21 protein-coding genes and 1 pseudogene are annotated in these 24016 nt (G+C 54.5%); 13 read left to right on the top strand and 9 right to left on the bottom strand.

The genetic code is table 11. The annotated features are described in order from the left end of the window. The first annotated feature begins 1 nt into the window (after window position 1). A complete protein-coding gene (locus tag KAJ71_RS10680; RefSeq protein WP_248945692.1) occupies window positions 2-607 on the top strand; it encodes a cysteine peptidase family C39 domain-containing protein in 606 nt (201 codons plus the stop codon). 53 nt (window positions 608-660) lie between these two features. Here the strand turns inward: KAJ71_RS10680 and KAJ71_RS10675 are convergent, their stop codons facing one another. Further along, on the bottom strand, window positions 661-909 hold the full coding sequence (locus KAJ71_RS10675) for a DUF1480 family protein (protein WP_248945691.1): 249 nt from the start codon (window positions 907-909) through the stop codon (window positions 661-663). Between the two features lie 507 nt (window positions 910-1416). Between KAJ71_RS10675 and KAJ71_RS10670 the strand changes: the two genes are divergently transcribed. From KAJ71_RS10670 to KAJ71_RS10645, 6 genes are all read left to right on the top strand, one after another. After that, window positions 1417-1962: a Csu type fimbrial protein gene (locus tag KAJ71_RS10670; RefSeq protein WP_248945690.1), complete on the top strand. Its 546-nt coding sequence runs from the start codon at window positions 1417-1419 to the stop codon at window positions 1960-1962. Between the two features lie 64 nt (window positions 1963-2026). Beyond that, window positions 2027-2545 (top strand): Csu type fimbrial protein, encoded by a 519-nt coding sequence (locus KAJ71_RS10665; protein ID WP_248945689.1) that lies wholly within the window; start codon window positions 2027-2029, stop codon window positions 2543-2545. 12 nt (window positions 2546-2557) lie between these two features. After that, complete coding sequence (locus KAJ71_RS10660) at window positions 2558-3082, top strand: Csu type fimbrial protein (RefSeq protein ID WP_248945688.1); 525 nt, start codon at window positions 2558-2560, stop codon at window positions 3080-3082. Window positions 3083-3100: 18 nt separating this feature from the next. Then, the gene (locus tag KAJ71_RS10655; protein WP_248945687.1) at window positions 3101-3898 is read left to right on the top strand and encodes a fimbrial biogenesis chaperone; all 798 of its coding nucleotides are present in this window, start codon (window positions 3101-3103) and stop codon (window positions 3896-3898) included. 18 nt (window positions 3899-3916) lie between these two features. Continuing rightward, complete coding sequence (locus KAJ71_RS10650; RefSeq protein ID WP_248945686.1) at window positions 3917-6439, top strand: fimbria/pilus outer membrane usher protein; 2523 nt, start codon at window positions 3917-3919, stop codon at window positions 6437-6439. Continuing rightward, window positions 6436-7407 carry a Csu type fimbrial protein gene (locus KAJ71_RS10645; RefSeq protein WP_248945685.1) on the top strand — a complete coding sequence of 324 codons (972 nt, stop codon included), beginning with the start codon at window positions 6436-6438 and terminating at the stop codon, window positions 7405-7407. Before KAJ71_RS10650 ends, KAJ71_RS10645 begins: the two co-directional genes overlap by 4 nt. Before the next feature lie 3 nt (window positions 7408-7410). On the opposite strand, the gene rsmF is transcribed toward KAJ71_RS10645, so the two are convergent. The 3 genes from rsmF to yebS form a co-directional block, all read right to left on the bottom strand. Beyond that, window positions 7411-8847 carry a 16S rRNA (cytosine(1407)-C(5))-methyltransferase RsmF gene (rsmF, locus tag KAJ71_RS10640; protein WP_248945684.1) on the bottom strand — a complete coding sequence of 479 codons (1437 nt, stop codon included), beginning with the start codon at window positions 8845-8847 and terminating at the stop codon, window positions 7411-7413. A 177-nt stretch (window positions 8848-9024) separates the two neighbouring features. Next, on the bottom strand, window positions 9025-11658 hold the full coding sequence (locus tag KAJ71_RS10635; protein WP_248945683.1) for a PqiB family protein: 2634 nt from the start codon (window positions 11656-11658) through the stop codon (window positions 9025-9027). Next, window positions 11627-12874 carry a membrane integrity lipid transport subunit YebS gene (yebS, locus tag KAJ71_RS10630; RefSeq protein WP_248945682.1) on the bottom strand — a complete coding sequence of 416 codons (1248 nt, stop codon included), beginning with the start codon at window positions 12872-12874 and terminating at the stop codon, window positions 11627-11629. Before yebS ends, KAJ71_RS10635 begins: the two co-directional genes overlap by 32 nt. 235 nt (window positions 12875-13109) lie before the next feature. On the opposite strand from yebS, the gene msrC reads away from it, so the two are divergent. From msrC to kdgR, 5 genes are all read left to right on the top strand, one after another. Then, window positions 13110-13607, top strand: a complete 498-nt coding sequence (msrC, locus tag KAJ71_RS10625) for a free L-methionine (R)-S-oxide reductase MsrC (RefSeq protein ID WP_248945681.1) — start codon at window positions 13110-13112, stop codon at window positions 13605-13607. 95 nt (window positions 13608-13702) lie between these two features. Continuing rightward, window positions 13703-14416 (top strand): RNA chaperone ProQ, encoded by a 714-nt coding sequence (gene proQ, locus KAJ71_RS10620; RefSeq protein WP_248945680.1) that lies wholly within the window; start codon window positions 13703-13705, stop codon window positions 14414-14416. Window positions 14417-14435: 19 nt separating this feature from the next. Beyond that, window positions 14436-16484 (top strand): carboxy terminal-processing peptidase, encoded by a 2049-nt coding sequence (gene prc, locus KAJ71_RS10615; RefSeq protein WP_248945679.1) that lies wholly within the window; start codon window positions 14436-14438, stop codon window positions 16482-16484. A 267-nt stretch (window positions 16485-16751) separates the two neighbouring features. Further along, on the top strand, window positions 16752-17630 hold the full coding sequence (gene htpX / locus KAJ71_RS10610) for a protease HtpX (protein WP_248945678.1): 879 nt from the start codon (window positions 16752-16754) through the stop codon (window positions 17628-17630). A 239-nt stretch (window positions 17631-17869) separates the two neighbouring features. Beyond that, on the top strand, window positions 17870-18661 hold the full coding sequence (kdgR, locus tag KAJ71_RS10605; RefSeq protein ID WP_248945677.1) for a DNA-binding transcriptional regulator KdgR: 792 nt from the start codon (window positions 17870-17872) through the stop codon (window positions 18659-18661). Window positions 18662-18831: 170 nt separating this feature from the next. On the opposite strand, the gene KAJ71_RS10600 is transcribed toward kdgR, so the two are convergent. From KAJ71_RS10600 to hxpB, 4 genes and pseudogenes are all read right to left on the bottom strand, one after another. Beyond that, on the bottom strand, window positions 18832-20223 hold the full coding sequence (locus KAJ71_RS10600; RefSeq protein WP_248945675.1) for an L-cystine transporter: 1392 nt from the start codon (window positions 20221-20223) through the stop codon (window positions 18832-18834). 184 nt (window positions 20224-20407) lie between these two features. After that, a complete protein-coding gene (locus KAJ71_RS10595) occupies window positions 20408-20956 on the bottom strand; it encodes a metal-dependent hydrolase (RefSeq protein ID WP_248945674.1) in 549 nt (182 codons plus the stop codon). A 222-nt stretch (window positions 20957-21178) separates the two neighbouring features. Beyond that, window positions 21179-21307, bottom strand: a pseudogene (locus tag KAJ71_RS10590) (2-deoxy-D-gluconate 3-dehydrogenase); the annotation flags it as partial. Between the two features lie 253 nt (window positions 21308-21560). After that, window positions 21561-22226: a hexitol phosphatase HxpB gene (gene hxpB, locus KAJ71_RS10585; protein ID WP_248945673.1), complete on the bottom strand. Its 666-nt coding sequence runs from the start codon at window positions 22224-22226 to the stop codon at window positions 21561-21563. Between the two features lie 215 nt (window positions 22227-22441). On the opposite strand from hxpB, the gene KAJ71_RS10580 reads away from it, so the two are divergent. Then, window positions 22442-23002 carry a YniB family protein gene (locus KAJ71_RS10580; RefSeq protein WP_248945672.1) on the top strand — a complete coding sequence of 187 codons (561 nt, stop codon included), beginning with the start codon at window positions 22442-22444 and terminating at the stop codon, window positions 23000-23002. A gap of 71 nt (window positions 23003-23073) precedes the next feature. Here KAJ71_RS10580 and KAJ71_RS10575 read toward each other — a convergent pair whose 3' ends face one another. After that, entirely contained in the window at window positions 23074-23943 is an 870-nt protein-coding gene (locus tag KAJ71_RS10575) for a fructosamine kinase family protein (RefSeq protein ID WP_248945671.1), read from the bottom strand. Window positions 23944-24016 lie beyond the last annotated feature (73 nt).

Below are 24016 nucleotides of genomic sequence, written 5' to 3'. Positions count from 1 at the left end.
AATGTCACAGTCTGAAGTGCCCTACGTGTGCCAATGGGCGACGCCAGAGCTGGCCGCCGATCTGATCGCCGGGCGTGCCACGTTGGCGGAGGATGCCAACTGGGTGCAGAGCGGGGCGGCCAGTCGGGCGGAATATGTTGAGTGGGCTAACCACGTGTGCGGCATGGCCTGCCTGAAGATGGTACTGACGCACCGGGACGGCGCAGCACCGCCATTGCTGGAACTGGTTCGTCGCAGCTTGCCTTACGGGGCTTATCTTCGTGATGGCGAGCGGATCAAGGGGCTGATTTATGCGCCCTTTGTGGTGTTTGTGCGTGAACAGTTCGCGCTAACGGCAGAGGTGCGAGTCGATCTTGATGTACATCAGTTGCCGCCGCTGCTGGAGCAACACCGCTATTTTATCGCCTCGGTGCACCCGAGTATCCGGCAACCAGCGACACAGCCGCCAGCGCGGGGTGGGCATCTGGTGCTGGTGTTCGCTGCAGATCGTCATAGCGTCACCTTTCATAATCCTTCCGGTGATAGCTTCGCCAGTCGCCAGAAAGTGACAATGTCATTGGCAGATTTCGGCCGTTTCTTTGCCGGGCGTGGTATCTCCATCGCATAAAATAACGTGCCGTGCCCAGTGGGAACACGGCGCGTCCTTCCTCCCAAAAACCTCTACTCCAGCCGCATCACCCAGGCATCCGCATGTCGATCGTAATGCTGTTTGTACAGCAGCGATTGCTGACCATCCAGCATGGCCGGGATACTGGTGTGCTCGTCCCAACCGTCCAGCTGCATGCACAGGTCGGGGTCTGATTTGCAGGGGATCGCCAGGGTGATTTTCCCTTCGGCGTGTTCAGATGCTGGCGTTAAATGCGCGTCATCAACCTCGAAGCTGCCTATTTTTACGACGGTTTTGCCCATTGGAACTCCTTGCTGAAGCTAGTGGTATGAGGTGTGACCAGTTGTAATCACCCAATAAGCATAGACAAACGGGCGAAAAAGTCACAAAAAAAGTACTCATGGGCCCGCTGGCCGCCGCTCGTATCACTAAATCCAACCATTAGTGCTTGCTTAATAATCATGATAGATATTAACGATCTTCACGATCGCATCCTTTAACCATTTTAAAGTCGAGGTGTGGCGTAATTGACTGGATTAAAATTTGTTAATAATTTGAAAAACGGTTTTTTATTCTTATTTTACTTAAAGTTGATAAATTCCGCTTAAGCTAAATTTAATAATCTATATTTAACCACGATAGCCTGTGTCATCAGGTTGTTGCCGCCAGGGTTCCCTTGCAAAAAAACAGAACCCGGCTTGAGCGTCATTTTTGGCAGTTTTTGGCAGTGCGTGAGTCCACCAGAGAATTTCCATACGCAACCTGGTTGCATGAATACACATCGGTGTAAGTTGTTATTGGGAGTTATCATGGGCGAAAAAAAGAGTTTATTACTGGCCTTGCTGGCTACTGCAACCTTGACGTTGGCCTCTGGTGTTCAGGCGGCAGGGACCTTGACAGGTCAAGTCGGCATTCAGTTGACGATCGGCAGCGGCTGTACCGTGGGTAATGGCGGCGCGACCGGCGGCACCAACCAATGGGGGACCTTGAACTTTGGCAGTTACTCCGATCTGACCAGCGTAATCAACGGTACGGTGTTTGGTGCCAATGGCACCAGTGCCGTCACCATTACCTGTAGTACTGGCCTGAGCCCAACGCTGTCGCTCAATGGCGGTCTGGCGGCAACGGGAGCGTTGCGTGCTATGAGCTCCGGTAGCGACACCATTCCCTATCGCCTCTATTCAGATAGTGCGCGTACTACGGAAATCGCCATTAATACGCCGATTGCTTTAACGACGGGCACAACGGCGCAAAACATTCCGATTTATGGCCGCGTATTACCTGGCGACCAACTCAGCACCACTCCAACCGCAGGGACTTATAACGATACCGTCGTCGCCACGCTTTCCTGGTAAGGCTGTTATTGAGCCAGGGGGCGAGTCTGCTCCTGGCCTGTTTTCTATACGGGAAGGAACGAGCATGGGGTTCAAGGTGTTGCTGCTGTTGCCTGCGATCTTGTCGCAGTCTTTACTGCTCTACATTCCCTTAGGTCAGGCGGCGACGATCGGCATTGCAGCCACGTTGCTGCCTGCCTGTGAAGCAGGAACGACGACGTCTGGCAACACCAGCTTTGGCACGATGAATTTCGGCACTTTTGCCGCTCTGAGCAATGTTATCAACGCGACCAGCGCCCAGTTGGCGGGCTCAATCCGTGTCAAATGCGTCAGCGGGTTGAGTTATAAAATCTTGCTGGATGGGGGCAGTAGCGGCGTGGTCTCGAATCGCAAAATGGTGAATACCACCAACAGTTCGGTAAGCGTGCTCTACAACCTTTACACCAACCAACCCGGAGGAACGATTTGGGATAACACCACCGGGCTGAGTGATACCGGCAACGGTGCCGATCAATGGCACACCGTCTATGGCCGTGTTCCGGTGCAAACCACACCGGCTGCCGGTGTTTATCTGGATACGGTGAATGTCACCGTGTCCTGGTAGCGGGGGCCATTGATGCGCTATGTCTCCTTGATCCTGCTGCCGTTGATGATGTGCGGTGCATTACGTGCTGCCACGCCAACCACTACGACCTTTACCGTGACGGCAACCCTGACCAACGGCTGTGCTTTTGGCAGCTCGCTTTCCAGCCCTACTTCCAACCTCGGCACCATCAATTTCGGCACCATGACGATCCTTGCCAGCAATGTCGATACCGTTAGCACTGCGGGTGCCGGCTCAGTGGTGGTGACCTGTACGCCGGGAGCGACGGTCACCATTTCCATGGATTACGGGACTCACGGTGGCAGCGCCACCCGGCGTTTCATGCAAAACACCGCCAATAGCGACACGCTGGGTTATCAGCTGTTTCAGGACGCCAACCGCAGCCAGGTTTGGGGGAATGGCGCACTGGTGATGTCTATCCCCAGTTTTCCCAGTACAACACAAACTTACCCGGTTTATGCCCGTTTATACGCCGTGACCACACTGCCTTCGGCAGGAACGTATACCGATACGGTCACCGTAACGTTAACTTATTGAATCATCAGGATATGAGCCATGTCGACCTTGTTTAGCCGCCTTATCACTGCCGCATTACTGAGTTACACGCTGTGCTCCTCAATCACCGCCCAGGCTGCCAGTTCGGTGCTGGTCTGGCCGGTATATCAAATCATTGAATCCGATCAGAATGGTTCCGCCTTATGGCTGGAAAATCGAGGGGCAGAGCCCGTTTCTTTACAGGTGCGGGTGCTGGCGTGGAAACAGGAAAATTTTAACGAGCGCTATGCCGATCAGAATAACGTGGTTGCCAGCCCACCTTTTGCCACCGTACCACCAGGGCAACGCCAACTGATCAGGTTGATTCGCAATACGCCGGTACCGGCCAATACCGAGCAGGCCTACCGCATTATCGTTGATGAAATCCCGTCGCCGATCAGTGGTGCAGCCGAGGGGCAAAGTAAAGCGGTGGTTGGTCTGCAATTACAGATGCGCTATCTGCTGCCGCTGTTTATGGATGGAGGCAGCTTGTGGACCAACGAACGTAGCGATATCAAACGTGATGCCTCCACGGCGACGCGCCCGGTGTTGCAATGGCGCACGGTCAATGACGGCGGGAAAAGCTATTTGCAGGTCCGTAATAGCGGCATCGTGCATGCGCGGTTGAGCAACGTGTTCTGGTCACAGCCTGGCAATCAGCAGCAGGGTGTGAAAACCATGAACGCAGGCTTTATGGGCTACGTATTGCCGGGGCAGTCAATGCGTTGGCCGGTTCCTGCCGGAGTTAGCCCTGGCGGGCAGCTCAATGCGCAAATTGCCGATAACACCAAGCCCATTGTCATTCCACGCGGCGAATAGCGTCAGGAAGCGCACCGAATGCCGATCAGAACCATTACTCGTCCCGGTCATCAGTATCCGCTGTATTGCCGGGGAGGCCTATGCCTGCTTTGTCTGAGTACCTTCAGCGTCCAGGCGCAGGAATACTCCTCATTGCCCGATGCCCCGCGTGCGGCGCCGGTGATCACCAATGCGATGTTCTACCTGACCCTGGTGGTTAATGGTCAGAGCGACGGCCAGGTGGTTCCCGTGACCTATCGGGAAAATGCGTATTACGTGGAAGCTGGCGTGCTGGCTAAAAACCACGTACATACCCATGGTCAGCAAGGGTTGATTAAGGTCGAGCAGCTGCCTGGGGTGAAGGTAAAATATGATTCTGCCGCCCAGCAACTGGTTTTGCAGGTGCCGGATGCCTGGTTGCCAAAACAGGACGTCGGCGGCGGTGAGCTGATGAATTACACCCCGGCGCAAAGCAGTACCGGGCTGTTGTTTAACTACGATTCCTATTATACCGATCCTCACGGTGGCTCCAGATCGGTTTCGACCTGGATGGAGCAGCGTCTGTTCAGCAATGCGGGGATTATCAGTAACACCGGGACTTACCGCTACAATATCGACACGCTATCGGGGGATGGGGGCAGTAGCGTACAGGATCGCTATCTACGCTACGATACGTTCTGGCGTTACAGCGACGAAAAAGATCTGATTAGCTATCAGATTGGGGATTTCGTCAGCAACTCGCTAACCTGGAGCAATTCGGCCCGCATGGGAGGAGTACGTGTTAGCCGTAACTTTGCCCTGCGCCCGGATCTGGTGACCTACCCGCTGCTGCAATACAGCGGTACTGCTGCGGTCCCCAGTACCGTCGATTTATTTCTCAACGGCTTTAAGGCCAGTAGCAATAATCTTAACTCCGGGCCGTTTACCCTCACCAATGTGCCTTACATCAACGGGGCAGGTGAGGCGACGATCGTCACCACCGATGCGGTTGGGCGTCAGGTCTCGACTACCGTGCCGTTTTATGTGTCCAACACCCTGTTGCGTAAAAATCTGAGCGACTTTGATGCGTCACTTGGCGCGGTGCGTCAGAACTATGGCATCTCCAACGGCGACTATTCCGACGCGGCTTTCAGCGGGATTTACCGCTACGGGCTGAGTAATTATCTGACGCTTTCCGGGCATACCGAGACTACGCAAGGTTTGACACTCGGTGGGTTAGGTGCCGATATCGCGGTAGGAACCTGGGGAACGCTTAGTCTGTCTGGCAGCCAGAGCAAAGCCAATCATCCACCGGTGGCGACCAGCGACGTGGTGAACGACCAGATCGTCTCGCCGAACATGCCTGGCATGCCGAATCCCAACCAAGATGATAATAATCCACTGGGCACCAACGTGACGGACAAAAAAGACGGTAGCCAGTACACGCTGGGCTACTCTTATAGCTCCACGCTATTTAGTATTTCGGCACAGCGGGCTTCACGCAGCGTGGGTTATCAGGATCTCACTTCTTATACCAGCAATACCCGCCTGAGCCGTCAATCCGATCAGGCCACCTTCAGCGCTTCGCCGTTTGGCTCGAGCAATGGCACCTTGGGTCTGGGCTATTACGACGTGCAGGCCTATGACAACTCTCATACCCGCCTGGTGAACTTCTCTTACAGCCGCGCCCTGTGGGGTCAGAGCAGCATGTTTGTCTCACTCAACAAAACGTTGGGCGATAACGGCTACAGTGCACAGCTGCAATTCATTATTCCACTGGGCGGTGATATCAGCCTCAATGCGGGGTTGGCACGTAACAATAATGGGCATTATCAGCAGCAGGTTGGTGCTGGCAAAGCGGCTCCCACCGACGGTGGCCTGGGTTGGAATCTGGCTTACAGCGGCGGCGGTGATGCCTATCAACAGGCCGATGCCACCTGGAAAACCCGTTATGCTACGCTGCAAGGCGGCATCTTTGGCCCACAAGGGGAATATACCAACTGGGCAGACCTGAGCGGCTCAGTGGTGTTTATGGCCAACTCTTGGTTCCTGTCGGACAAAATTAACGATGCGTTTATTGTGGTGGATACCGATAATTACGCAGGCGTTTCGGTGCTGTATGAGAATCAGAAGATGGGCACCACCGACAGCAACGGGCATCTCCTGATCCCGTCGATCAGCTCGTACTATCCGGCCAAGGTAGAGATTGACACACTGCCGTTACCGGCTGACGTGGTGGCTAACCAGGTCAATAATCGCATTGCCGTTAAGCAAGGCAGCGGGATGGTGGTGAAGTTCCCGGTACAAAAAACCCTGTCGGCCAATATCACGTTACATGACAGCACTGGGCAACCGTTGAAATTGGGGACGTTGGTTACGGAACAAAATACGCAACAAACCACCGTCGTCGGTTATGACGGGCTGGTGTACTTCTCGCATTTACAACCCCATGGTCAGTTAAGTATCCAGCGGGAAGATCGCTCGGTATGCCGTGTGGGCTTTGACCTGAACCCCAATTATCGTAGCATTGAACAGGTCGGGCCGCTGGTCTGCCAAGGCGGTGCAGATGAGGCAAAATCATGAAAGGGTTAGTATCATGGATACGAACAGGATTGGCGTTGACGCTGTTAGCGGGGTTTATGTCATCAGCCTGGGCAGGCTGCACGGCTCCTGCCACCAACGGAACGCTGGGCACGCAAAATTCCTTTGACGTCAGCACGACCCCGTTAACCACCTCTGTCAGTAGCGGGCTGAAATGTACTGGCTCGCTGCTTAATATTGGCGGCACTAACACCATTAAGGCGACCATCGGTACGACTTTACATCCAGTTGGCACCCAGCCGCGTTTATACAGTGCGGCCACCGGTCAGTATCTGCCATACAGTCTGTGCAAAGATGGTGGCTGTAGCGCCCTGTATAATCAGGGTAGCGTCATTACCTGGACCAGTACTACCGCACTGGATCTACTAGGTCTGTTTACCGGGCCAAACGGTACGCTGCCGATTTTTATCCGGCCACAAATGAACTCTAATCTTGCTGCTGGCACTTATACTGATACCATTCCGATTGCTTGGGACTGGAGCATCTGCTCGATTGCGCTTGGCCCCATTTGTATCGCAGACACCGGGAGTATAACGTCCGGCTCCAATATCAATCTGTCGCTGGTTGTCACCAACTTTTGCTATATCGACAGCGCGCCGAATGTCGGGTTCGGTAGCGCGGCGTTACCCTCTGGCCTCACTACGGTAGTTGCCAATACTATCAGCGTACGTTGCACCCTCAACGCCAGCTATTCGGTCAACCTGACCAGCAGCGTCGCCAGTTCGGGGCAATATCGGCAAATGGCGTCTACGGTAAACGGCACCACCAGCTATATTCAGTATCAGCTGTTCAAAGGGGATAGCACCGTTTGGACCGCCGCCACCAATAGCAACGCGACGGGCGCGGGCACCTCGCAATCCTTCCCGTATACCGCTTCGGTTAATCTGTCACAAAATAACCAGCCAGCGGGGAGCTATAGTGACACTGTAACGGTTACCGTAGCCTATTAGACGTTATTGATGGAAATCCAGTACTCCATCGCGCACCAGTTCGCGGGGCAGACTGTTTTTAATCCGGCTGCCGATCAGTTTGGCCAACCCTAGCGGCTGATGCTGATAAGTGACGATACACTCATTGCTCTGCGGTGGTTGCGAGGGATAGAGATCGCGGCCATGAAACCATTCCTGGGCCAGTGCCGCATTGAGCTCAAAAGTTTGTGGGTTGCCACTGGCAGCCAAGGCGATCACCGCCTCATGCTGCCAGCGGAACCCTTTTGGGAAGCGTTCCGCCAACTTAAGGCCAATGCGCGAAAAACGCACTTTGCTGACTAAAGGTTCCAGCGCAGCCGGGAACAGCCAGATTTCTTTATCCCGCACCCATAATTTGCTGGTTTCATCCCAAGCTAAGCCCGAGGCTGCGGCAGCCTGTGCCACCAGCACGGACTCTTGGGCCGATAGTGGGGCGAAAGGGAACTTGCCCAGCTTATAGTTCGGTTTGGCCAGGGCCGGAACGCTGTGATTTTTACGCAGCCGGGCGACAAAGAAGCCTTCACTGTCATAAATCTGCGGGAATACGTGCAGGTAGCCTTCTGGGGTGAGGGCAAGCTGTGCCTGTGGGAACAGATCGCCCAGCGGTTCCACGCTGACGGCATCGCCATAGGTTGCCAACAGTTGGTGCACCACTTGCTGATTTTCCTGAGCATTCAACGTACAGGTGGAGTAAACCATCACGCCGCCGGGTGCCAGGGCGTGGAAGGCGCTGTCGATCAGTTCCCACTGGGTTTGCGCAATGCTGGTGACGCTTTCTGATGACCAGTTGCTCATGGCATCCGGATCTTTGCGCACTACGCCTTCACCAGAGCAGGGGGCATCCAGCAGGATGGCGTCAAAGCTTTCCGGTAAAGCTGCGCCAAACACCCGGCCGTCGAAATGGGTCAGCGCCGTATTTTTGACGCCGCAGCGGCTGATGTTGGCGTGTAACACCTTGACCCTGCTGGCCGAATATTCATTGGCGACAATGCCACCCTGATTGCCCATCAGCGCGGCGATCTGGGTAGTTTTGGAACCCGGTGCGGCGGCAACGTCCAGCACCCGGTGCGGGGTTTCACGCCCGGCAAACAGGGCGCTCACCGGCAGCATGGAGCTGGCTTCCTGAATGTAGAACAGGCCGCTTAGATGCTCCGCCGCGCTACCCAGCCGTAATGCTTCGTCCTCGCGCTCGATCCAAAAGCCTTCGGGGCACCAGGGGATGGGCTCCAATCGCCAGTCGTAGTCTTTTACCAGCGCCAGAAAGTCCACAACGCTGATTTTCAGCGTGTTGACCCGCAGGCTACGTCGCAAGGGTTGTTGGCAAATAGCGATGAAGTCATCCATGGATAAATGGTCAGGCATGATGGCGCGAGTCGCGTCAAGAAAAGCAGGAGGCAAAAAAGCAGGGGCAGGTTTAGCCACAGGGAGCCCTCAGGGCGGAAAAAAATCGAAGGGGCTAGTTTAACATAAACTGCCTGCCTGAGAATACCGGCAAGTTTCGCTTAATGAGATGAATGGCAAAGCAGTAATGGTATGGATTATCTTGGGGGGACAGGCGGGCGCGGCAGGGTTCAGAACATTGAACCCTGCCGAGAGCTATCAGTTGTCCCTTGGGATGGCGGTGCCCCATTCGCGCCAATCTTTCGGCTCTTCTGCATTCAGCAGGAAGTGTTTGTTCGGCGTGGCTTTAGGGGCCAGCGGAATGCTAGGTGGGGTGGCAAAGGCAATACCCCCGCGAATAAACTGCTGGAAGGTACCGCTCTTGATCACGCCACCCGTCAGGCCAAACTGCAGGTTATAGCCAGAGGCCAGCCAGAAGACGCTGTTGTTACGCACCAGATGCTGGAATTTCTTGCTGACGCGCAGTGAGACGTGCACGCGATCTGACATTGCCCCCAGATAGAAACCGGTCACGGTACCCACTTCAATGCCACGGAACAGGATCGGCGTGCCGATTTGCAGCGAACCGGTCTCGGCGGCGTCCAGGATCACGTTCAGGCCGTCCAGGTAGCGGGAGTCGGTAATGCTGGCTTCCTGTAGCTCAAACGTGCGCATCGAGCCGCCGTGGCCAGGTTCCACGTTGATATAGGGCTGCAACAAGGAGTCCAGATTATTGACCCCAGCGGCGGAAATCTCCGGTGAGACGATGGCGAAACGGCTGCCGAGGCGGGCAAAGGTTTTCACATACTCTGGGTACAATACCGCTTTCGCCAGCACCTCGTTACGCTCCGGTGCCAGCTTCAGTGACTCAAGCTGGCCGATATCAATGCCCAGATAGCGTATTGGCATCCCAGGCGACAGCTTGCTGGCATCATAAGTACGCAGCGTAATCTGACTACCCACGGCGCGAGCGGCGGTTTCGGAGGCGTACAGTACGCGTTTAGCCCCTTTATCCAGCGTAACGCCTTGTAGGTTATCAAAGCTGATGGCACCTTTCAGAGCGCGGTTAAGCGGGGAAGCCTGCACCGTCAGGCCGCTGCCGTTCAATTGCACCTTGGCGCCGCCCTCCGCCCAGAAAATGCTTTCGCTGGTTAACAGCTTACGGTATTCGGGGCTGATGTAGACCTCAACGTCAAACTCGTTGGCCTTGGGCCGCACGTTGACAATCTCACCCACCTGGAACTTGCGGTATAGCACCACCGAACCGGCTTGCACATCTGGCAGACTGGTGGCGGTAAGCGTCAGGGTAGGGAGTGGGTTGTTGCCGACGATGCCCTCGGCGGCTTTTTCCGCGTTGCTGTACAGCGGATACTGCGCCTCCGGCTCGCCTTTACCTCCAGGGATCAGGCGTACGCCGCCGTCCAGCCACTCTTGGGCGCTGGCACCCAACATCTGTACGCCATCCAGACCGAATTTGACATCCACTCGGCTGTTGACCACGAACTTACTGTCTTTATGCAGCAAACTGCGGTGCTGAGCTTCGATCGCCGCCGTAAAGGTCACGCCGTCGTCGGTCAGGGTACGAGTCAGGATCTGGCCGATCTTGATACCGTGCACGATTAACGGCTGCTCGACGTCGATGCCGTAACTTTGCGGGGCATTCAAGGTGACCGTCACAACGCCAGGCTGTTGCAGCAGCGTTTTACTGCTGTCCAACACGGTAAAGTGCTGTTGGGGTTCGCCTTCACCCGGAACCAGTTCCAGAGTGTTGCCGGTTAACAACTGGCTTAGCTTGGCATCGTTCAGGCTGATTTTTGGGCTGCGCATCTCGATACGTGTGCCGCTGCGCATCAGATCGACCACCGAAGGATCGATAGTCAGCTCGCCAGTTACCTTACTATCCGGTTGCAGAGCCAGGCGGGTCAGCGTGCCGACCTGCAATCCTTGATACATCAGCGGCGTGTGCCCCTCGCTCAGGCTGTTGCCGTCAGGCAGATCCAGCGAGATGCTCACCCCACGCTGGCTACGGGCCAGGTCTGGATACAGCGCATAGTTTTGATCGGCCTTGGCCTGCTTGCCGTCGAGCGGGGAGTCAAAGGCTATCGCACCATTTACCAGCGCGGCCAGGCTCTCCATCTGCACGCTGGCCCCGGACAGGCTGAAGTCGCCTTTAAAACCGGAGACGTTCCAGAAGCGAGTGTTATCCTTCACCAGATTGGCAAAGCGGCGGTCGATCAGCACGTCGATGATCACGCCTTTGTTACCCGGCGAAATCGTGTAGTCATACACTTTACCTACCGGGATCTTGCGATAATAGACCAGCGAACCGGTGTTCAGGGAACCGAGGTCGTCTGCTTGCAGGTGGATCATCAGCTCGCCGGTACTCAGGCGGTATTTCGGCTGTGTATCCAGCGCGGTGAAGTGGGTTTGTGGCTTGCCCCGGCCTGGCATCATGCCGATGTAGTTACCACCGACCAACGCATCCAGGCCCGAAACCCCGGCCAATGAGGCTTTGGGCGTCACCAGCCAAAATTGTGTGCCTTCGCGCAGGGAGTCTTCCAGATCGCTCTTGATGCTGGCTTCAACCACGATGCTACGCAGGTCCTTGCTCAGTGAAATGCTTTGCACGGTGCCCACGTCCACGCCCTGATAACGCACCGGCGTTCGGCCAGCGACAATACCTGCTGCCGACTGGAAGTCGATGGTGACGCTGTTGCCGCTCTCCTGGTAATTGGTATAGACCAGCCACCCGGCAATCAGCAGGGCGATAAACGGCAGTAACCAGAATGGCGAGATTCGGCGCTTGTTTTTGACCCGCGCCTCAGTCGGCGTATTCGGCGTTTCCTGTTGCATGTGCATCCCAAATCAATCGGCTGTCCAGCCACTGTACGGCAAGAATAGTTAAAATAACCGCAGACCCAAAGTAAAAAGCTGCTGGTCCCATAGTAAAAGAAAACAGTTGGTCGCGATTGATCAGCGACATCATCAACGAAATCACGAACAGATCGAGCATCGACCAGCGGCCAACCCAGATGACCAGCCGTAGCAGCCGGATGCGGGTTTTGAGGCTGTGCGATGTTTTGAAATGAATGCTGCACAGTAGCACCAGCAGCACGATCACCTTGGTAAAGGGCACCAGGACGCTGGCGATAAACACGATGGCGGCGATTGGCATGTTGCCCGAGGTCGCCAGCGCAACGACGCCGCTGAAAATGGTATCTTCCATGCGCGCGCCGTTGGCGTAAACCACTGAAATCGGCAGCAGGTTGGCGGGGATCAGCAGCACGATGGCGGCAATCAGCGCGGCCCAGGTTTTTTGCAGGCTGTAAGGCTGGCGATGGCACATCGGCACATGACAGCGGGGGCAGCGGCCACGTTCATCCTGAAAACCGGTAAAGTGGCAGGCCAGGCAGACGTGTAACGCCTCTGGTTTGCCCTCTGGTTGTTCCTGCGGATAGTAGCGTTCCCACATTTGTTCCAGATTCATGTGGATCAGCGTCAGCAGGCTGAGGAGGGTCAGTGCCAGATAGGCAATCAGGGCGCTGCCGGTTTGAATATCTGCATATTCCTTGACCTTGATCGCCGCGACCACCATGCCAATCAGGTAAATATCGAGCATGATCCACTCTTTCAGCCGCTCCAGCATCAGTAATACTGGCCGCAGGTTCATGCCGAGCGCATGGCCAAACCACAGGTACAGCAATGACAGCGCCAACGTCAGCGGCGCGCCGATGGTGCAGAAGGCGACCATGCTGGCGGTAAACGGATCGCCTTGGCTGCTCATTTGCCAGATGCCTTCCAACAGACTAGCGTTAATCCGCGTGCCGAGTAGGCGAATGCTGATCAGTGGTTCGGTAAAGGCAAAGGGCATCAGCAACAGCATGGTGACGGCCATGGCGGTCAGACGGGTCATCGACCAGTCGCGGCCATGCACCACCTTGGCGTTGCAGCGTGGGCAGTAGGCGGCCTGATTTCGGGTCAAAGGCGGCAATGTGAACAGCAAATCGCATTCACAACAGCGTTGGTGGCGAGCCTTGGAGAGCGGGCCGGTAATGGCGAGTATCTTCATGAGTGCTGTTCTGCGACCTGAGGTCTACTTAGGTTAGTTGGAAAACCAACCTGTCAATGTCATCAGTCTGTAAAAAGGGATGGCATCGCAAGTTACAAATGATTTTAGACGGCAAACATACCCTGTTGTACCGTGTTTTGGGAAGCAACGGATGATTAACCTTGTGGCTATACGCATTTAAAGCTTATTTTATAGGGGCTAAGTCTGGATTATTGAAGCATTTGAACGGTTGATTATGACTAAAGAATCATTCTACGCGGAATTAAAACGCGATTTAAACGCATTGCTGGATGGGGAAGAAAATTTTATTGCCGCGTTGTCTAACGCCAGTGCGCTGCTCAATGAGCGTCTTGATGACGTTAATTGGGTGGGTTTTTACCTGATGGAAGGCCATCAAATGGTGCTAGGTCCGTTCCAGGGCAAGATTGCCTGCGTGCGGATCCCGTTGGGTAAGGGCGTTTGCGGTACGGCAGCGGCGGAGAACCGAGTGCAGCGCGTTGGCGATGTTCATGCATTTCCTGGACATATCGCTTGCGATGCCGCCAGTAACGCAGAAATTGTGTTGCCGTTAGACGTCAGTGGTCAGGTCATCGGTGTCCTGGATATCGACAGCACAGTTTATCAACGCTTCGATGAACAGGACGAAATCGGTCTGAAAGCAGTGGTGGCGGGGCTTTGTGCACGGCTGGCACAGAGCAATTTTGCGAAATATGTCACTGTAGCGGCAAGTTGATCTACGGTTAACGTGGCATTTAGCGATGGCGTCATTATAATGACGCCTGTTCATGCCTGCGGCTTGTTGGCAACCCGTTGTAATCAGGAAATTTCATGGAAAATCAACACAAGTTGAACTCAGTTAAAGAAGTCATTGCTTTTCTTGCCGAGCGTTTCCCGCTCTGCTTTAGCGCCGAAGGCGAAGCACGCCCGCTGAAAATCGGTATTTTTCAGGATCTGGTAGAACGTGTACAAGGGGATGAGAACCTCAGCAAAACGCAGCTGCGTTCCGCCCTGCGCTTGTACACCTCAAGCTGGCGTTACCTGTACGGTGTGAAAGTTGGCGCCCAGCGTGTAGACCTGGATGGTAACCCGTGTGGTGAGCTGGAACAGCAGCATGTCGATCATGCTCGCCAGCAGCTTGAAGAAGCCAAAGCGCGCGTTCAGGCACAGCGTGCCGAACAGAATGCCAAAAAACGTGAAGCTGCTGGTGAGTCCGCCACTGCCGAGCCTCGTCGTGCGCGTCCTGCCGGCAAAAAGCCAGCCGTACGTCGTGAAGGCGGAGCCGCAGCAGAGAACCGCAAGCCGCGTCCACAACAAGCACGCCCACAGCAAGCTCGTGAACCTCGTGTTGCCAAAGAGGCCAGCCAGCCGCGCCATGTGCCAGTCACAGACATCTCAAAACTGCAAATTGGCCAGGAAATCAAAGTCAGAGCAGGTCAGAGCGCGATGGACGCAACCGTACTCGAAATCGCTAAAGATGGCGTACGTGTACAGCTCTCCTCCGGTCTGGCGATGATTGTGCGCGCAGAACACTTGCAGTTCTGATACGGAGGCCAACCAAGGCATGAACAAATTTGTCAGATTAACCGCAGTTGCGGCTTTGCTGTGGGCGGGTGTCAGTTACGGAGCGGATACAGCCAACATCCGCATCGATCAACTGCCCAAGCTTGAGCAGGAAGCTGAACATGCAACCGTGAGTGAGCGCGTAACCTCGCGCTTCACTCGCTCTCATTATCGCCAGTTTGCTCTGGATGCGGATTTTTCAGGCAAGATCTTTGATCGCTACCTGAATATGCTGGACTACAGCCACAATGTGCTGCTGGCCTCCGACGTCGCGCAATTTGCCGACAAACGCAGCACGCTGGGTGAAGAGCTGAAATCCGGCAAACTGGTTACGCCTTATGCGCTGTTCAATCTGGCGCAAAAACGCCGCTTTGAGCGCTATCAGTATGCGCTATCGTTGCTCGACAAGCCGATGAACTTCACCGGTAACGACACCATTGACGTAGACCGCAGTAAAGCGCCGTGGCCGAAAGACAAGGCTGAATTGGACCGCCTGTGGGATGCCAAGGTCAAATACGATCAGTTGAACCTGAAGCTGACCGGCAAAACGGATAAAGAGATCCGTGACACATTGACCAAGCGTTATCAGTTTGCGATCAAACGCCTGACGCAAAGCAACAGCGAAGACGTGTTCTCGCTGATCATGACCGCGTTTGCCCACGAAATCGATCCGCACACCAACTACCTGTCGCCACGCAATACCGAACAGTTCAATACCGAGATGAGTCTCTCGCTGGAAGGGATTGGTGCCGTGTTGCAGATGGATGATGATTACACCGTGATCAACTCCATGGTGGCAGGCGGCCCGGCAGCCAAGAGCAAGGCGATCACCGTGGGCGACCGTATTGTCGGCGTTGGCCAGGCAGGCAAACCGATGGTGGACGTGATCGGCTGGCGTCTTGACGATGTCGTCTCGAAGATCAAAGGGCCGAAGGGCAGCAAGGTTCGTCTGGAGATCCTGCCGGCAGGTAAAGGCACCAAAACCCGTATAGTTACGCTGACTCGTGAGCGTATCCGCCTGGAAGATCGCGCAGTTAAAATGACCATCAAGACCGTTGGCAACCAGAAGGTCGCGGTGATGGACATTCCTGGCTTCTACGTCGGCCTGACCGATGACGTAAAAGTCCAGTTGCAAAAGATGGCCAAGCAGAACGTTGACAGTCTGATTATCGATCTGCGCGCCAACGGCGGCGGGGCATTGACCGAGGCAGTATCGCTTTCCGGCCTGTTTATCCCGAGTGGCCCGGTTGTTCAGGTGCGTGATAACAACGGCAAAATCCGCGAAGATGCGGATAACGACGGCGTTGTCTATTACAAAGGCCCGCTGGTGGTGCTGGTTGACCGCTTCAGTGCCTCCGCCTCCGAGATCTTTGCGGCGGCAATGCAGGACTATGGCCGTGCGCTGATCGTCGGCGAACCTACCTTCGGTAAAGGCACTGTGCAGCAATATCGTTCACTGAACCGCATTTACGATCAGATGCTGCGCCCTGAATGGCCTGCGCTGGGCTCTGTCCAGTACACCATCCAGAAGTTCTACCGCGTTAATGGTGGCAGCACCCAACGTAAAGGTGTCACGCCAGATATTCTGATGCCAACGGGGATCGATCCGGCAGAAACCGGCGAGAGCTTCGAAGACAATGCCATGCCGTGGGATAGCGTAAACGCAGCGGCCTACACCAAAACCGGTGATTTGAAGCCGTTTGAACCGCAACTGTTGAAAGACCATGCGCAGCGTATCGCCAAGGATCCAGAGTTCCAATATATCGCGCAGGATATTGCCCATTACAAGGCGTTGAAAGATAAACGCAACATCGTTTCTCTTAATCTGGCTACCCGTGAGAAAGAGAGCCATGATGATGATACTACGCGCCTGAGCCGTATCAATGAGCGTCTGGAGCGTACGGGTAAGAAACCCCTGAAGTCCTTGGAGGATCTGCCAAAGGACTACAAGGAGCCGGATCCGTATCTGGATGAAACGGTCAAGATCGCGCTGGACCTGGCCAAAAGCGAAAAGCTGCAGCCCTCGCAACAGACGGCTGCCACCAAGTAAGTTATTTACGGATTTAATGTTATTGAGCGCACCTTCGGGTGCGCTTTTTTTTTCACCATATCCGCACTAAAATTTCTGTTGTAGTCTCCCCCTTGTGCACAGAGATCGTTTACACTTTGTAAAACCCTTGTTTTATCGTGACTTTGTAAAGTTACGTATTTTTAGTGGGTTAATGGCCTGCCAATCTTGAAATTGTGATCAATGCCCATAAGATCTGGCTATCTGAGGTCGCGTTTTGTTAACAAATAACGAGGAAGTAAACATTCTATGATGCGTATAGCTTTGTTCCTGCTCACCAACCTGGCGGTGATGTTGGTTTTCGGGCTGGTGCTTAGCCTGACAGGGATCCAATCCAGTAGCGTTCAGGGCCTGATGATCATGGCCGGTCTGTTCGGTTTTGGCGGTGCGTTTGTTTCACTGCTGATGTCCAAATGGATGGCGCTGCGCTCCGTCGGTGGGGAAGTGATTGAACAACCGCGTAACGAAACCGAACGCTGGCTGTTGGACACGGTGCGTCGCCAATCGCAGCAGGCGGGTATCGCCATGCCGCAGGTGGCTATCTACCAAGCGCCGGACATTAACGCCTTTGCAACCGGTGCACGTCGTGATGCATCGCTGGTGGCGGTTAGTACCGGCCTGCTGCAAAGCATGAGCCGTGATGAGGCGGAAGCGGTGATCGCCCACGAAATCAGCCACGTTGCTAATGGTGACATGGTGACCATGACGCTGATCCAAGGGGTGGTGAATACCTTCGTGATCTTCGTGTCGCGCCTTATTGCCCAGGTGGCCGCCGGTTTCCTCGGTAACCGCGATGGGGAAGGCGAAGGTAATGGTAACCCGATGATTTACTTCGGCGTGTCGATGGTGCTGGAGCTGGTGTTTGGTATTCTGGCCAGCATTATCACTATGTGGTTCTCACGTCATCGTGAATTCTACGCCGATGCGGGTTCAGCCAAACTGGTTGGCCGTGAGAAAATGATCGCTGCGCTCCAACGCTTGAAGACCAGCTATGAACCGCAGGAAGCGGGCACCCTGATGGCTTTCTGCATCAACGGCAAATCCAAGTCGTTCAGCGAGCTGTTTATGTCGCATCCGCCGTTGGACAAGCGTATCGAAGCGCTGCGTTCCGGCCAGTATCTGAAATAACCCTGCATCAAACAAAAACCCTGGCTTGCCGGGGTTTTTGCTATTGCTCGCTCGTAGGGGCGCCGAATGCACCCGCCGTTTCTGTGCTAAATGTAAAAGCAGTGGGATATCTGCCGCTAATCCCATCAATTATGGCGAATATTGCGCAACCTCCATTGCGTGGGGTAAAATGTTCCGATTATACTGAAACTCTTGTTCAAATTTCCTAAAACAAAAATAGTTAAGTTAAGGTATTAACCATGGCTAACGCAGATCTAGACAAACAACCGGATTCCGTTTCATCAGTGCTGAAAGTGTTTGGCATCCTGCAGGCACTGGGTGATGAGCGCGAGATCGGCATTACCGAGCTTTCTCAGCGGGTAATGATGTCCAAAAGTACCGTTTACCGTTTCCTGCAAACCATGAAGTCGCTGGGTTATGTCGCACAGGAAGGGGAGTCGGAGAAATATTCGCTGACCCTAAAGCTGTTTGAATTGGGTGCCAAATCGCTGCAAAACGTCGATTTGATCCGCAGTGCGGACATCCAGATGCGCGAACTGTCTAACCAGACGCGTGAGACCATCCACCTGGGGGCGCTGGATGAAGACAGCATCGTCTATATCCACAAAATCGATTCCATGTATAACCTGCGTATGTATTCACGTATTGGTCGCCGCAACCCGCTACACAGTACTGCCATTGGTAAAGTCCTGCTAGCCTGGTGCGATCGCGGTGAAGTGGAAGAGATTCTGTCCCACGTCGAGTTTACCCGTAGCACTGCGCACACCATCGCCAGCGCCGCAGAATTACTGCCGCTGTTGGATAAGGTGCGTGAACAAGGATTTGGCGAAGATATCGAAGAACAGGAAGAAGGCTTACGCTGCATCGCGGTGCCAGTGTTTGACCGTTTTGGCGTGGTGATCGCGGGCTTGAGCATCTCCTTCCCGACCATCCGCTTCTCCGAAGAAGGCAAAGAGGGCTATGTCGCACAGTTGCACACTGCCGCTCGTCTGATTTCGGAGCAGATGGGTTATCACGACTATCCGTTTTGACCGTTTCTGAATAGCTAAGGGCCAAACGTACGTTTGGCTCTACGTTTCTGCATCTTCACCTTTCTCTATCTCACCACAGTAAAACCTTCACCGCTTAACGATGACTCTAAACGCCAAGTATAAAAAAACCGGCGCCTGGGCGCCGGTTCAGTTTGCGAATCTGTCCAGGGTTACCGGTGAGCCAGTTCCGCTTCGTCTTCGCTGTCCATAATGGTTTTGTCGGTCTGCTTCATCAGTTGGCTGGTGATGGTACCTGCGGTCATCGAACCACTAACGTTCAGCGCGGTACGGCCCATGTCGATCAACGGTTCAACCGAAATCAGCAGGGCGACCAGGGTCACCGGCAGGCCCATCGCTGGCAGTACAATCAGCGCTGCGAAGGTCGCGCCGCCACCCACACCGGCAACACCGGCTGAACTGACGGTAACAATGCCGACCAGCGTCGCGATCCACAGTGGATCAAGCGGGTTAATGCCTACGGTTGGCGCAACCATCACCGCCAGCATTGCTGGGTAGAGACCCGCACAACCATTCTGACCAATGGTGGCACCAAAGGAAGCAGAGAAGCTGGCAATTGACTCAGGCACGCCCAGACGGCGAGTCTGCGCTTCCACGTTCAGCGGGATGCTGGCAGCGCTGGAGCGGCTGGTGAAGGCAAAGGTCAGCACCGGCCACGCCTTGCGGAAGAATTTCAGCGGGTTAACTCCGGTGAAGCTCAGCAGCAGTCCGTGAACCACGAACATGATCGCCAGACCTAGGTAAGAGGCAACCACAAAACTGCCCAGCTTGATAATATCGTGGATATTGGAGCCAGCAACGACCTTGGTCATCAACGCAAGTACGCCGTACGGCGTCAGCTTCATCACCAGACGGACCAGCTTCATCACCCAGGCTTGCAGAGTATCGATAGCTACCAGCACGCGCTGGCCTTTCGGCTGGTCATCTTTGAGCAGTTGTAGCGAAGCCACACCCAGGAAAGCAGCGAAAATCACTACGCTGATGATGGACGTTGGGTTGGCCCCAGTCAGATCGGCAAATGGGTTTTTCGGCACGAATGACAGGATCAATTGTGGCACACTGAGATCGGCTACTTTACCTGCGTAGTTGGTTTCGATCGCCGACAGACGTGCGGTCTCCTGCGTACCCTGGACCAGACCTTCTGCGGTCAGCCCGAACAGGTTGGTGACCAATACGCCAACCAGTGCGGCAATCAGCGTGGTAAACAGCAGGGTACCAATGGTCAGGAAGCTGATTTTGCCCAACGAAGAAGCGTTGTGCAATTTGGCTACCGCGCTAAGGATAGAGGCGAAAACCAGCGGCATCACGATCATTTGCAGCAGCTGTACATAGCCGTTACCGACGATGTTAAACCAGCTGATGGACGCTTTCAGCACTGGGTTGTCCGAGCCGTAAATCAGTTGCAGTGCCAAACCGAACACGACACCCAGTGCCAGGCCGACCAGCACTTTTTTAGCCAGGCTCCATTGCTTATGGCGGGTTTGCGCCAACAGCAAAAGGAGGGCGGCAAAAACCAGCACGTTTAATACGAGCGGTAGATTCATCCCCAATGTCTCCAATCTTGTTTTCTTATAATTAAAAGTGCCACGCACCGATGTAATGCGATGTAAATATCGTAACAGTTTGCGATGACTCACACTTATATCTAAAAAGAATTTAATATAACTTTTGACTTGAAATCGGCGATATTATGAGCCAATGGGCGGAAAAACAGTCGATTTTTTGTGATCACAGTCGGATATTTTTAATTTGCTCAAAATATGACTGCACGGGAAGGGTGTAATCCCCTTGCCAGTAAATGGCGAAAGCCACCAGGCATAGACACAGCACCCGTTCCAGCTGATTGCCTTTTTGTGAGTTCAATATCGGTAGGCAGAAACGCCAGCGGCAGGGCCAGAGCAACGGCACGCCGGCAGGGGTTAGCATATCGGCCAGCAGGTGGCTGAAATAACCGATAATCATGGCGTGCAGCACGTCCGCGGGGATTGGCCAACCGCGCGGCACCTCAAGCTGAAATAACCACATGCCGCCGACGATCGCCAGCAGGCTATGGGTGAAACCGCGGTGGCCAAAGGCGCGCGAGATCGGAACCGCGATCCAGCGTAGGCGTTGACCCAGGATGGATTTAGGGTGATCGATATCGGGTAACAGTGACGTCAGTAGCGCGGCAGGAATGATGTGCCACCAATCGCCAGCGGCGAGCACGGGAGTCACCTCCGCTTTCTTGGCAAAGATCGCGCAGGCAACAGAGAAAATGAGATGTCCTTCCGCGGTCATGTTGCAAGATCCCGGCCACTAAACTGTTAATTTATCCAGTATATGGGAATTTTTACAGTAACGGAAGCGGTTACCCTGTAACGATTTGTTAATTTTACGCCGTTTTACAAAGGGTTGAAACCTCGAGTCTGACGGACACAGTATACAGGTAAACTCGTCATTGTAGGGGCGCCGCCTGCTGCACCCGTTCAAATTCGGGGGAGGAGATGTTTGCTGTGGGGATCAGCGGGCCAACCAGTCGCCGTCCATCGCGAGAGTGTAGCCATTAACGTAGTCGGACGCTGCCGAGGCGAGGAAGACGATCGGGCCCATCGAGTCATCCGGTGTGCCCCAGCGTCCGGCGGGGACACACTCAAGTGCGGTCTTCATCGGTACGTAGTTGCTGGGAATCATAGATTTGTTCTCTTACCGTGAGGGAAGAAAGCACCGGGCTTACGAAGGCTACTGCGTGGCAGTGACAGTGTCACCGAATCGCCCGGTGTTTTCTTTATGTGATCAGCATAATTTGAATGGCATCTTAATTCAATTAAAATGAAATTATGTTTTATTTATTTTGTTGCGTGGAGGAGTGAAAAAGGCATCAGCAGGGCCGATGCCATCAAGATCAGGCCAGATGGGCGGCAGTCAACTGCTCGAGGCTTTGCAGTTTAAGGTCGGCCAAGGCCCAGCGCGGATCCTGGCTGTATTCGTGCGCAGGGATCACGATCGACTTCATGCGTGCCGCTTTGGTAGCAATCATGCCGTTGAAGGAGTCTTCCAGAGTAATGCAATGCTGTGGGTCGCTGCCCAGACGCTCGGCCGCGATCAGATAGACTTCTGGGTGCGGTTTGCTGTACGGCAGATATTCGGCCGAAACCAACTGGTCGAAGTAACTCTCCAGATCGAACATCTTTAGCACCTGTTGCTGCATATGTAGCGGAGAGGCGGAGGCCAGCCCAATGTTCAGGTCCAGGCTACGGCACAGTTCCAGCGCTTGTTGCACCCCAGGCAGCAGCGGGCGCTTCTCCTGCACCAACTCGATGGCCCGCTCTATAATGCGTCCAGCCACTTCCTCCTGAGATGGCCCTTGCCACGGCATGGCCTGGAACCACATCCGTACCACCAGATCGATGCGTAAACCTAGCGTATCCGGCAGTTTGTGACGGTCAGACAGATCCAGCCCCAATGAGCTGAAGATGTCCATTTCCGCCTGTAGCCACAGGGGTTCCGAATCGATCAGTAGACCGTCCATATCAAAAATTGCGGTTGCTATGCGTTGCGAATAAGCCATTAACAATTAACTCCTGCAGCACCAGTAAAAGAAAATGTTTTCGCCACTCTATCATCTTTGTTCAGGCAGCTGCATCCTTCGGGCCTAGGGTGTATTTCCCAAAATACAGGATCTCACTGGATTCAGACAGGAAGACGAAGAAAACGGTGGGCGAGTTTCATTAACTACAGGTAGACTTAGCGCAACAACGGTTACGTCGCTTACAAGGGGAACACATGACGTATCAACAGGCTGGGCGCGTTGCCATTCTGAAACGCATTTTCGGATGGGTCGTTTTCATCCCGGCGTTACTTTCAACGCTGGTTTCATTGCTGGGTTTTGTTTATCAACACAGTGAGAAGTCCAGAGGGATCAACGCCGTGATGCTGGATTTTGTCCACGTCATGGTCGATATGGTGCGCTTCAATACGCCATTCCTGAATATTTTCTGGTACAACTCACCGGTACCGGATGTGGATAAGAGCCTGTTTAGTGGCGCTAATCTGATGTTTATCATCATCTATTTCCTGATCTTTGTCGGTTTGGCATTGCAGACGTCCGGTGCGCGCATGTCGCGTCAGGTGAGGTTTATCCGTGAGGGATTGGAAGATCAGATGATCCTGGAACAGGCCAAGGGCAGCGAAGGGCACACGCGTGCGCAATTGGAGGAGCGAGTAACGTTGCCGCACCATACCATTTTGCTGCAATACTTCCCGCTGTATATTTTGCCGGTAGTGATCGCGGTGGTGGCTTATTTTGTGCTCAAGCTGCTAGGGCAAATGGCCGGAGTGGCCTAGATCTGAAATTAACGGGTGCCGCATGTAGCGCCGCCGCATGTCGTCAGGGCGCCATTTGGCGCCCTGATTGTTTACAGCGTTTCCGGGTGGAGCAGATTGTCGATGGCCCGTTGTGCCATGACCAGATGTTGGCCGCCAAACAGGTTGCTGCGGTTGAGCAGGTAATAAAGCTGATACAGCGGCTGACGTTCGATAAACCCTGCCTCCAGCGGCCACACGCGCTGATAGCCGTCATAAATCTGGGCGGGCAAATCTGGATAAAGCGGCAGCATTGCCAAATCACACTCCCTGTCGCCCCAGTAACAGGCTGGATCGAACAGCAAAGGCCCATCTGCGGCCTGAGCACAGTTGGCTGGCCACAAATCGCCGTGCAGCAGGGAAGGCTGCGGCTGATGGTTTTGCAACCGCAGATACACCACGTCTATAATTTCGTCGATATCACCGAAGGTCATGCCCTTTTCCGCCGCCAGCTGTAGCTGCCAACCGATGCGCTGCTCGGCAAAAAATTCCGCCCAGCGGCGTTGCCAGGCGTTGGGCTGCGGCGTGGTGGAAAGATGGTTATCGAAGTCGAGGCCGAACTGGGGTTGTTCGCTCCACTGGTGCAGGCGGGCCAGTTGTTGCCCGAGGCAGTGCGCCCCGTGCGCATCCAGCGGTTTAAGGGGTTGATATTCCAGCAGCAGAAAACTGTAATCGCGATCGCTGCCAACCCCATATACTTCGGGCACTCTCACGGTCTTACTGCGCGCCAACAGGGCCAGTTGATCGGCCTCCGCAGTGAATATCGGCAGCATTTCGCGGGCATCGCATTTAACAAACACCTCGTTGTCGCCGTAACTCACGCGCCACGCCGGGTGGATTTCTCCCCCGGGCAGTTCAGTCCTTTCGCGGATTTCTGCGCTGCCAAGATGCTCACTCAACAGACGGCTAACGGCTTGCCACATAGTAATCCCCTTCTGCGTTGCCTGCGATTTCATTAGGTTAGCGCCTTTCCTGCGGCGAAAACACGATGTGGCG

The organism is Serratia silvae, from assembly GCF_023282985.1.
In the GTDB taxonomy this organism is placed as follows: Bacteria; Pseudomonadota; Gammaproteobacteria; order Enterobacterales; family Enterobacteriaceae; genus Chania; species Chania silvae.
The sequence above is the reverse complement of the archived record's forward strand: the minus strand, read 5'-3'. Positions and strand labels throughout refer to the sequence as shown.

What these genes read in the sequence shown, in the direction of transcription:
- hxpB (WP_248945673.1), bottom strand. Translation starts at nt 22,226, where the DNA reads ATGGCTTATTCGCAACGCATAGCAACCGCAATTTTTGATATGGACGGT.
- KAJ71_RS10580 (WP_248945672.1), top strand. Translation starts at nt 22,442, where the DNA reads ATGACGTATCAACAGGCTGGGCGCGTTGCCATTCTGAAACGCATTTTC.
- KAJ71_RS10665 (WP_248945689.1), top strand. Translation starts at nt 2,027, where the DNA reads ATGGGGTTCAAGGTGTTGCTGCTGTTGCCTGCGATCTTGTCGCAGTCT.
- KAJ71_RS10675 (WP_248945691.1), bottom strand. Translation starts at nt 909, where the DNA reads ATGGGCAAAACCGTCGTAAAAATAGGCAGCTTCGAGGTTGATGACGCG.
- prc (WP_248945679.1), top strand. Translation starts at nt 14,436, where the DNA reads ATGAACAAATTTGTCAGATTAACCGCAGTTGCGGCTTTGCTGTGGGCG.
- KAJ71_RS10635 (WP_248945683.1), bottom strand. Translation starts at nt 11,658, where the DNA reads ATGCAACAGGAAACGCCGAATACGCCGACTGAGGCGCGGGTCAAAAAC.
- msrC (WP_248945681.1), top strand. Translation starts at nt 13,110, where the DNA reads ATGACTAAAGAATCATTCTACGCGGAATTAAAACGCGATTTAAACGCA.
- KAJ71_RS10660 (WP_248945688.1), top strand. Translation starts at nt 2,558, where the DNA reads ATGCGCTATGTCTCCTTGATCCTGCTGCCGTTGATGATGTGCGGTGCA.
- KAJ71_RS10595 (WP_248945674.1), bottom strand. Translation starts at nt 20,956, where the DNA reads ATGACCGCGGAAGGACATCTCATTTTCTCTGTTGCCTGCGCGATCTTT.
- kdgR (WP_248945677.1), top strand. Translation starts at nt 17,870, where the DNA reads ATGGCTAACGCAGATCTAGACAAACAACCGGATTCCGTTTCATCAGTG.
- htpX (WP_248945678.1), top strand. Translation starts at nt 16,752, where the DNA reads ATGATGCGTATAGCTTTGTTCCTGCTCACCAACCTGGCGGTGATGTTG.
- KAJ71_RS10670 (WP_248945690.1), top strand. Translation starts at nt 1,417, where the DNA reads ATGGGCGAAAAAAAGAGTTTATTACTGGCCTTGCTGGCTACTGCAACC.
- yebS (WP_248945682.1), bottom strand. Translation starts at nt 12,874, where the DNA reads ATGAAGATACTCGCCATTACCGGCCCGCTCTCCAAGGCTCGCCACCAA.
- KAJ71_RS10600 (WP_248945675.1), bottom strand. Translation starts at nt 20,223, where the DNA reads ATGAATCTACCGCTCGTATTAAACGTGCTGGTTTTTGCCGCCCTCCTT.
- proQ (WP_248945680.1), top strand. Translation starts at nt 13,703, where the DNA reads ATGGAAAATCAACACAAGTTGAACTCAGTTAAAGAAGTCATTGCTTTT.
- KAJ71_RS10575 (WP_248945671.1), bottom strand. Translation starts at nt 23,943, where the DNA reads ATGTGGCAAGCCGTTAGCCGTCTGTTGAGTGAGCATCTTGGCAGCGCA.
- KAJ71_RS10680 (WP_248945692.1), top strand. Translation starts at nt 2, where the DNA reads ATGTCACAGTCTGAAGTGCCCTACGTGTGCCAATGGGCGACGCCAGAG.
- KAJ71_RS10650 (WP_248945686.1), top strand. Translation starts at nt 3,917, where the DNA reads ATGCCGATCAGAACCATTACTCGTCCCGGTCATCAGTATCCGCTGTAT.
- KAJ71_RS10645 (WP_248945685.1), top strand. Translation starts at nt 6,436, where the DNA reads ATGAAAGGGTTAGTATCATGGATACGAACAGGATTGGCGTTGACGCTG.
- KAJ71_RS10655 (WP_248945687.1), top strand. Translation starts at nt 3,101, where the DNA reads ATGTCGACCTTGTTTAGCCGCCTTATCACTGCCGCATTACTGAGTTAC.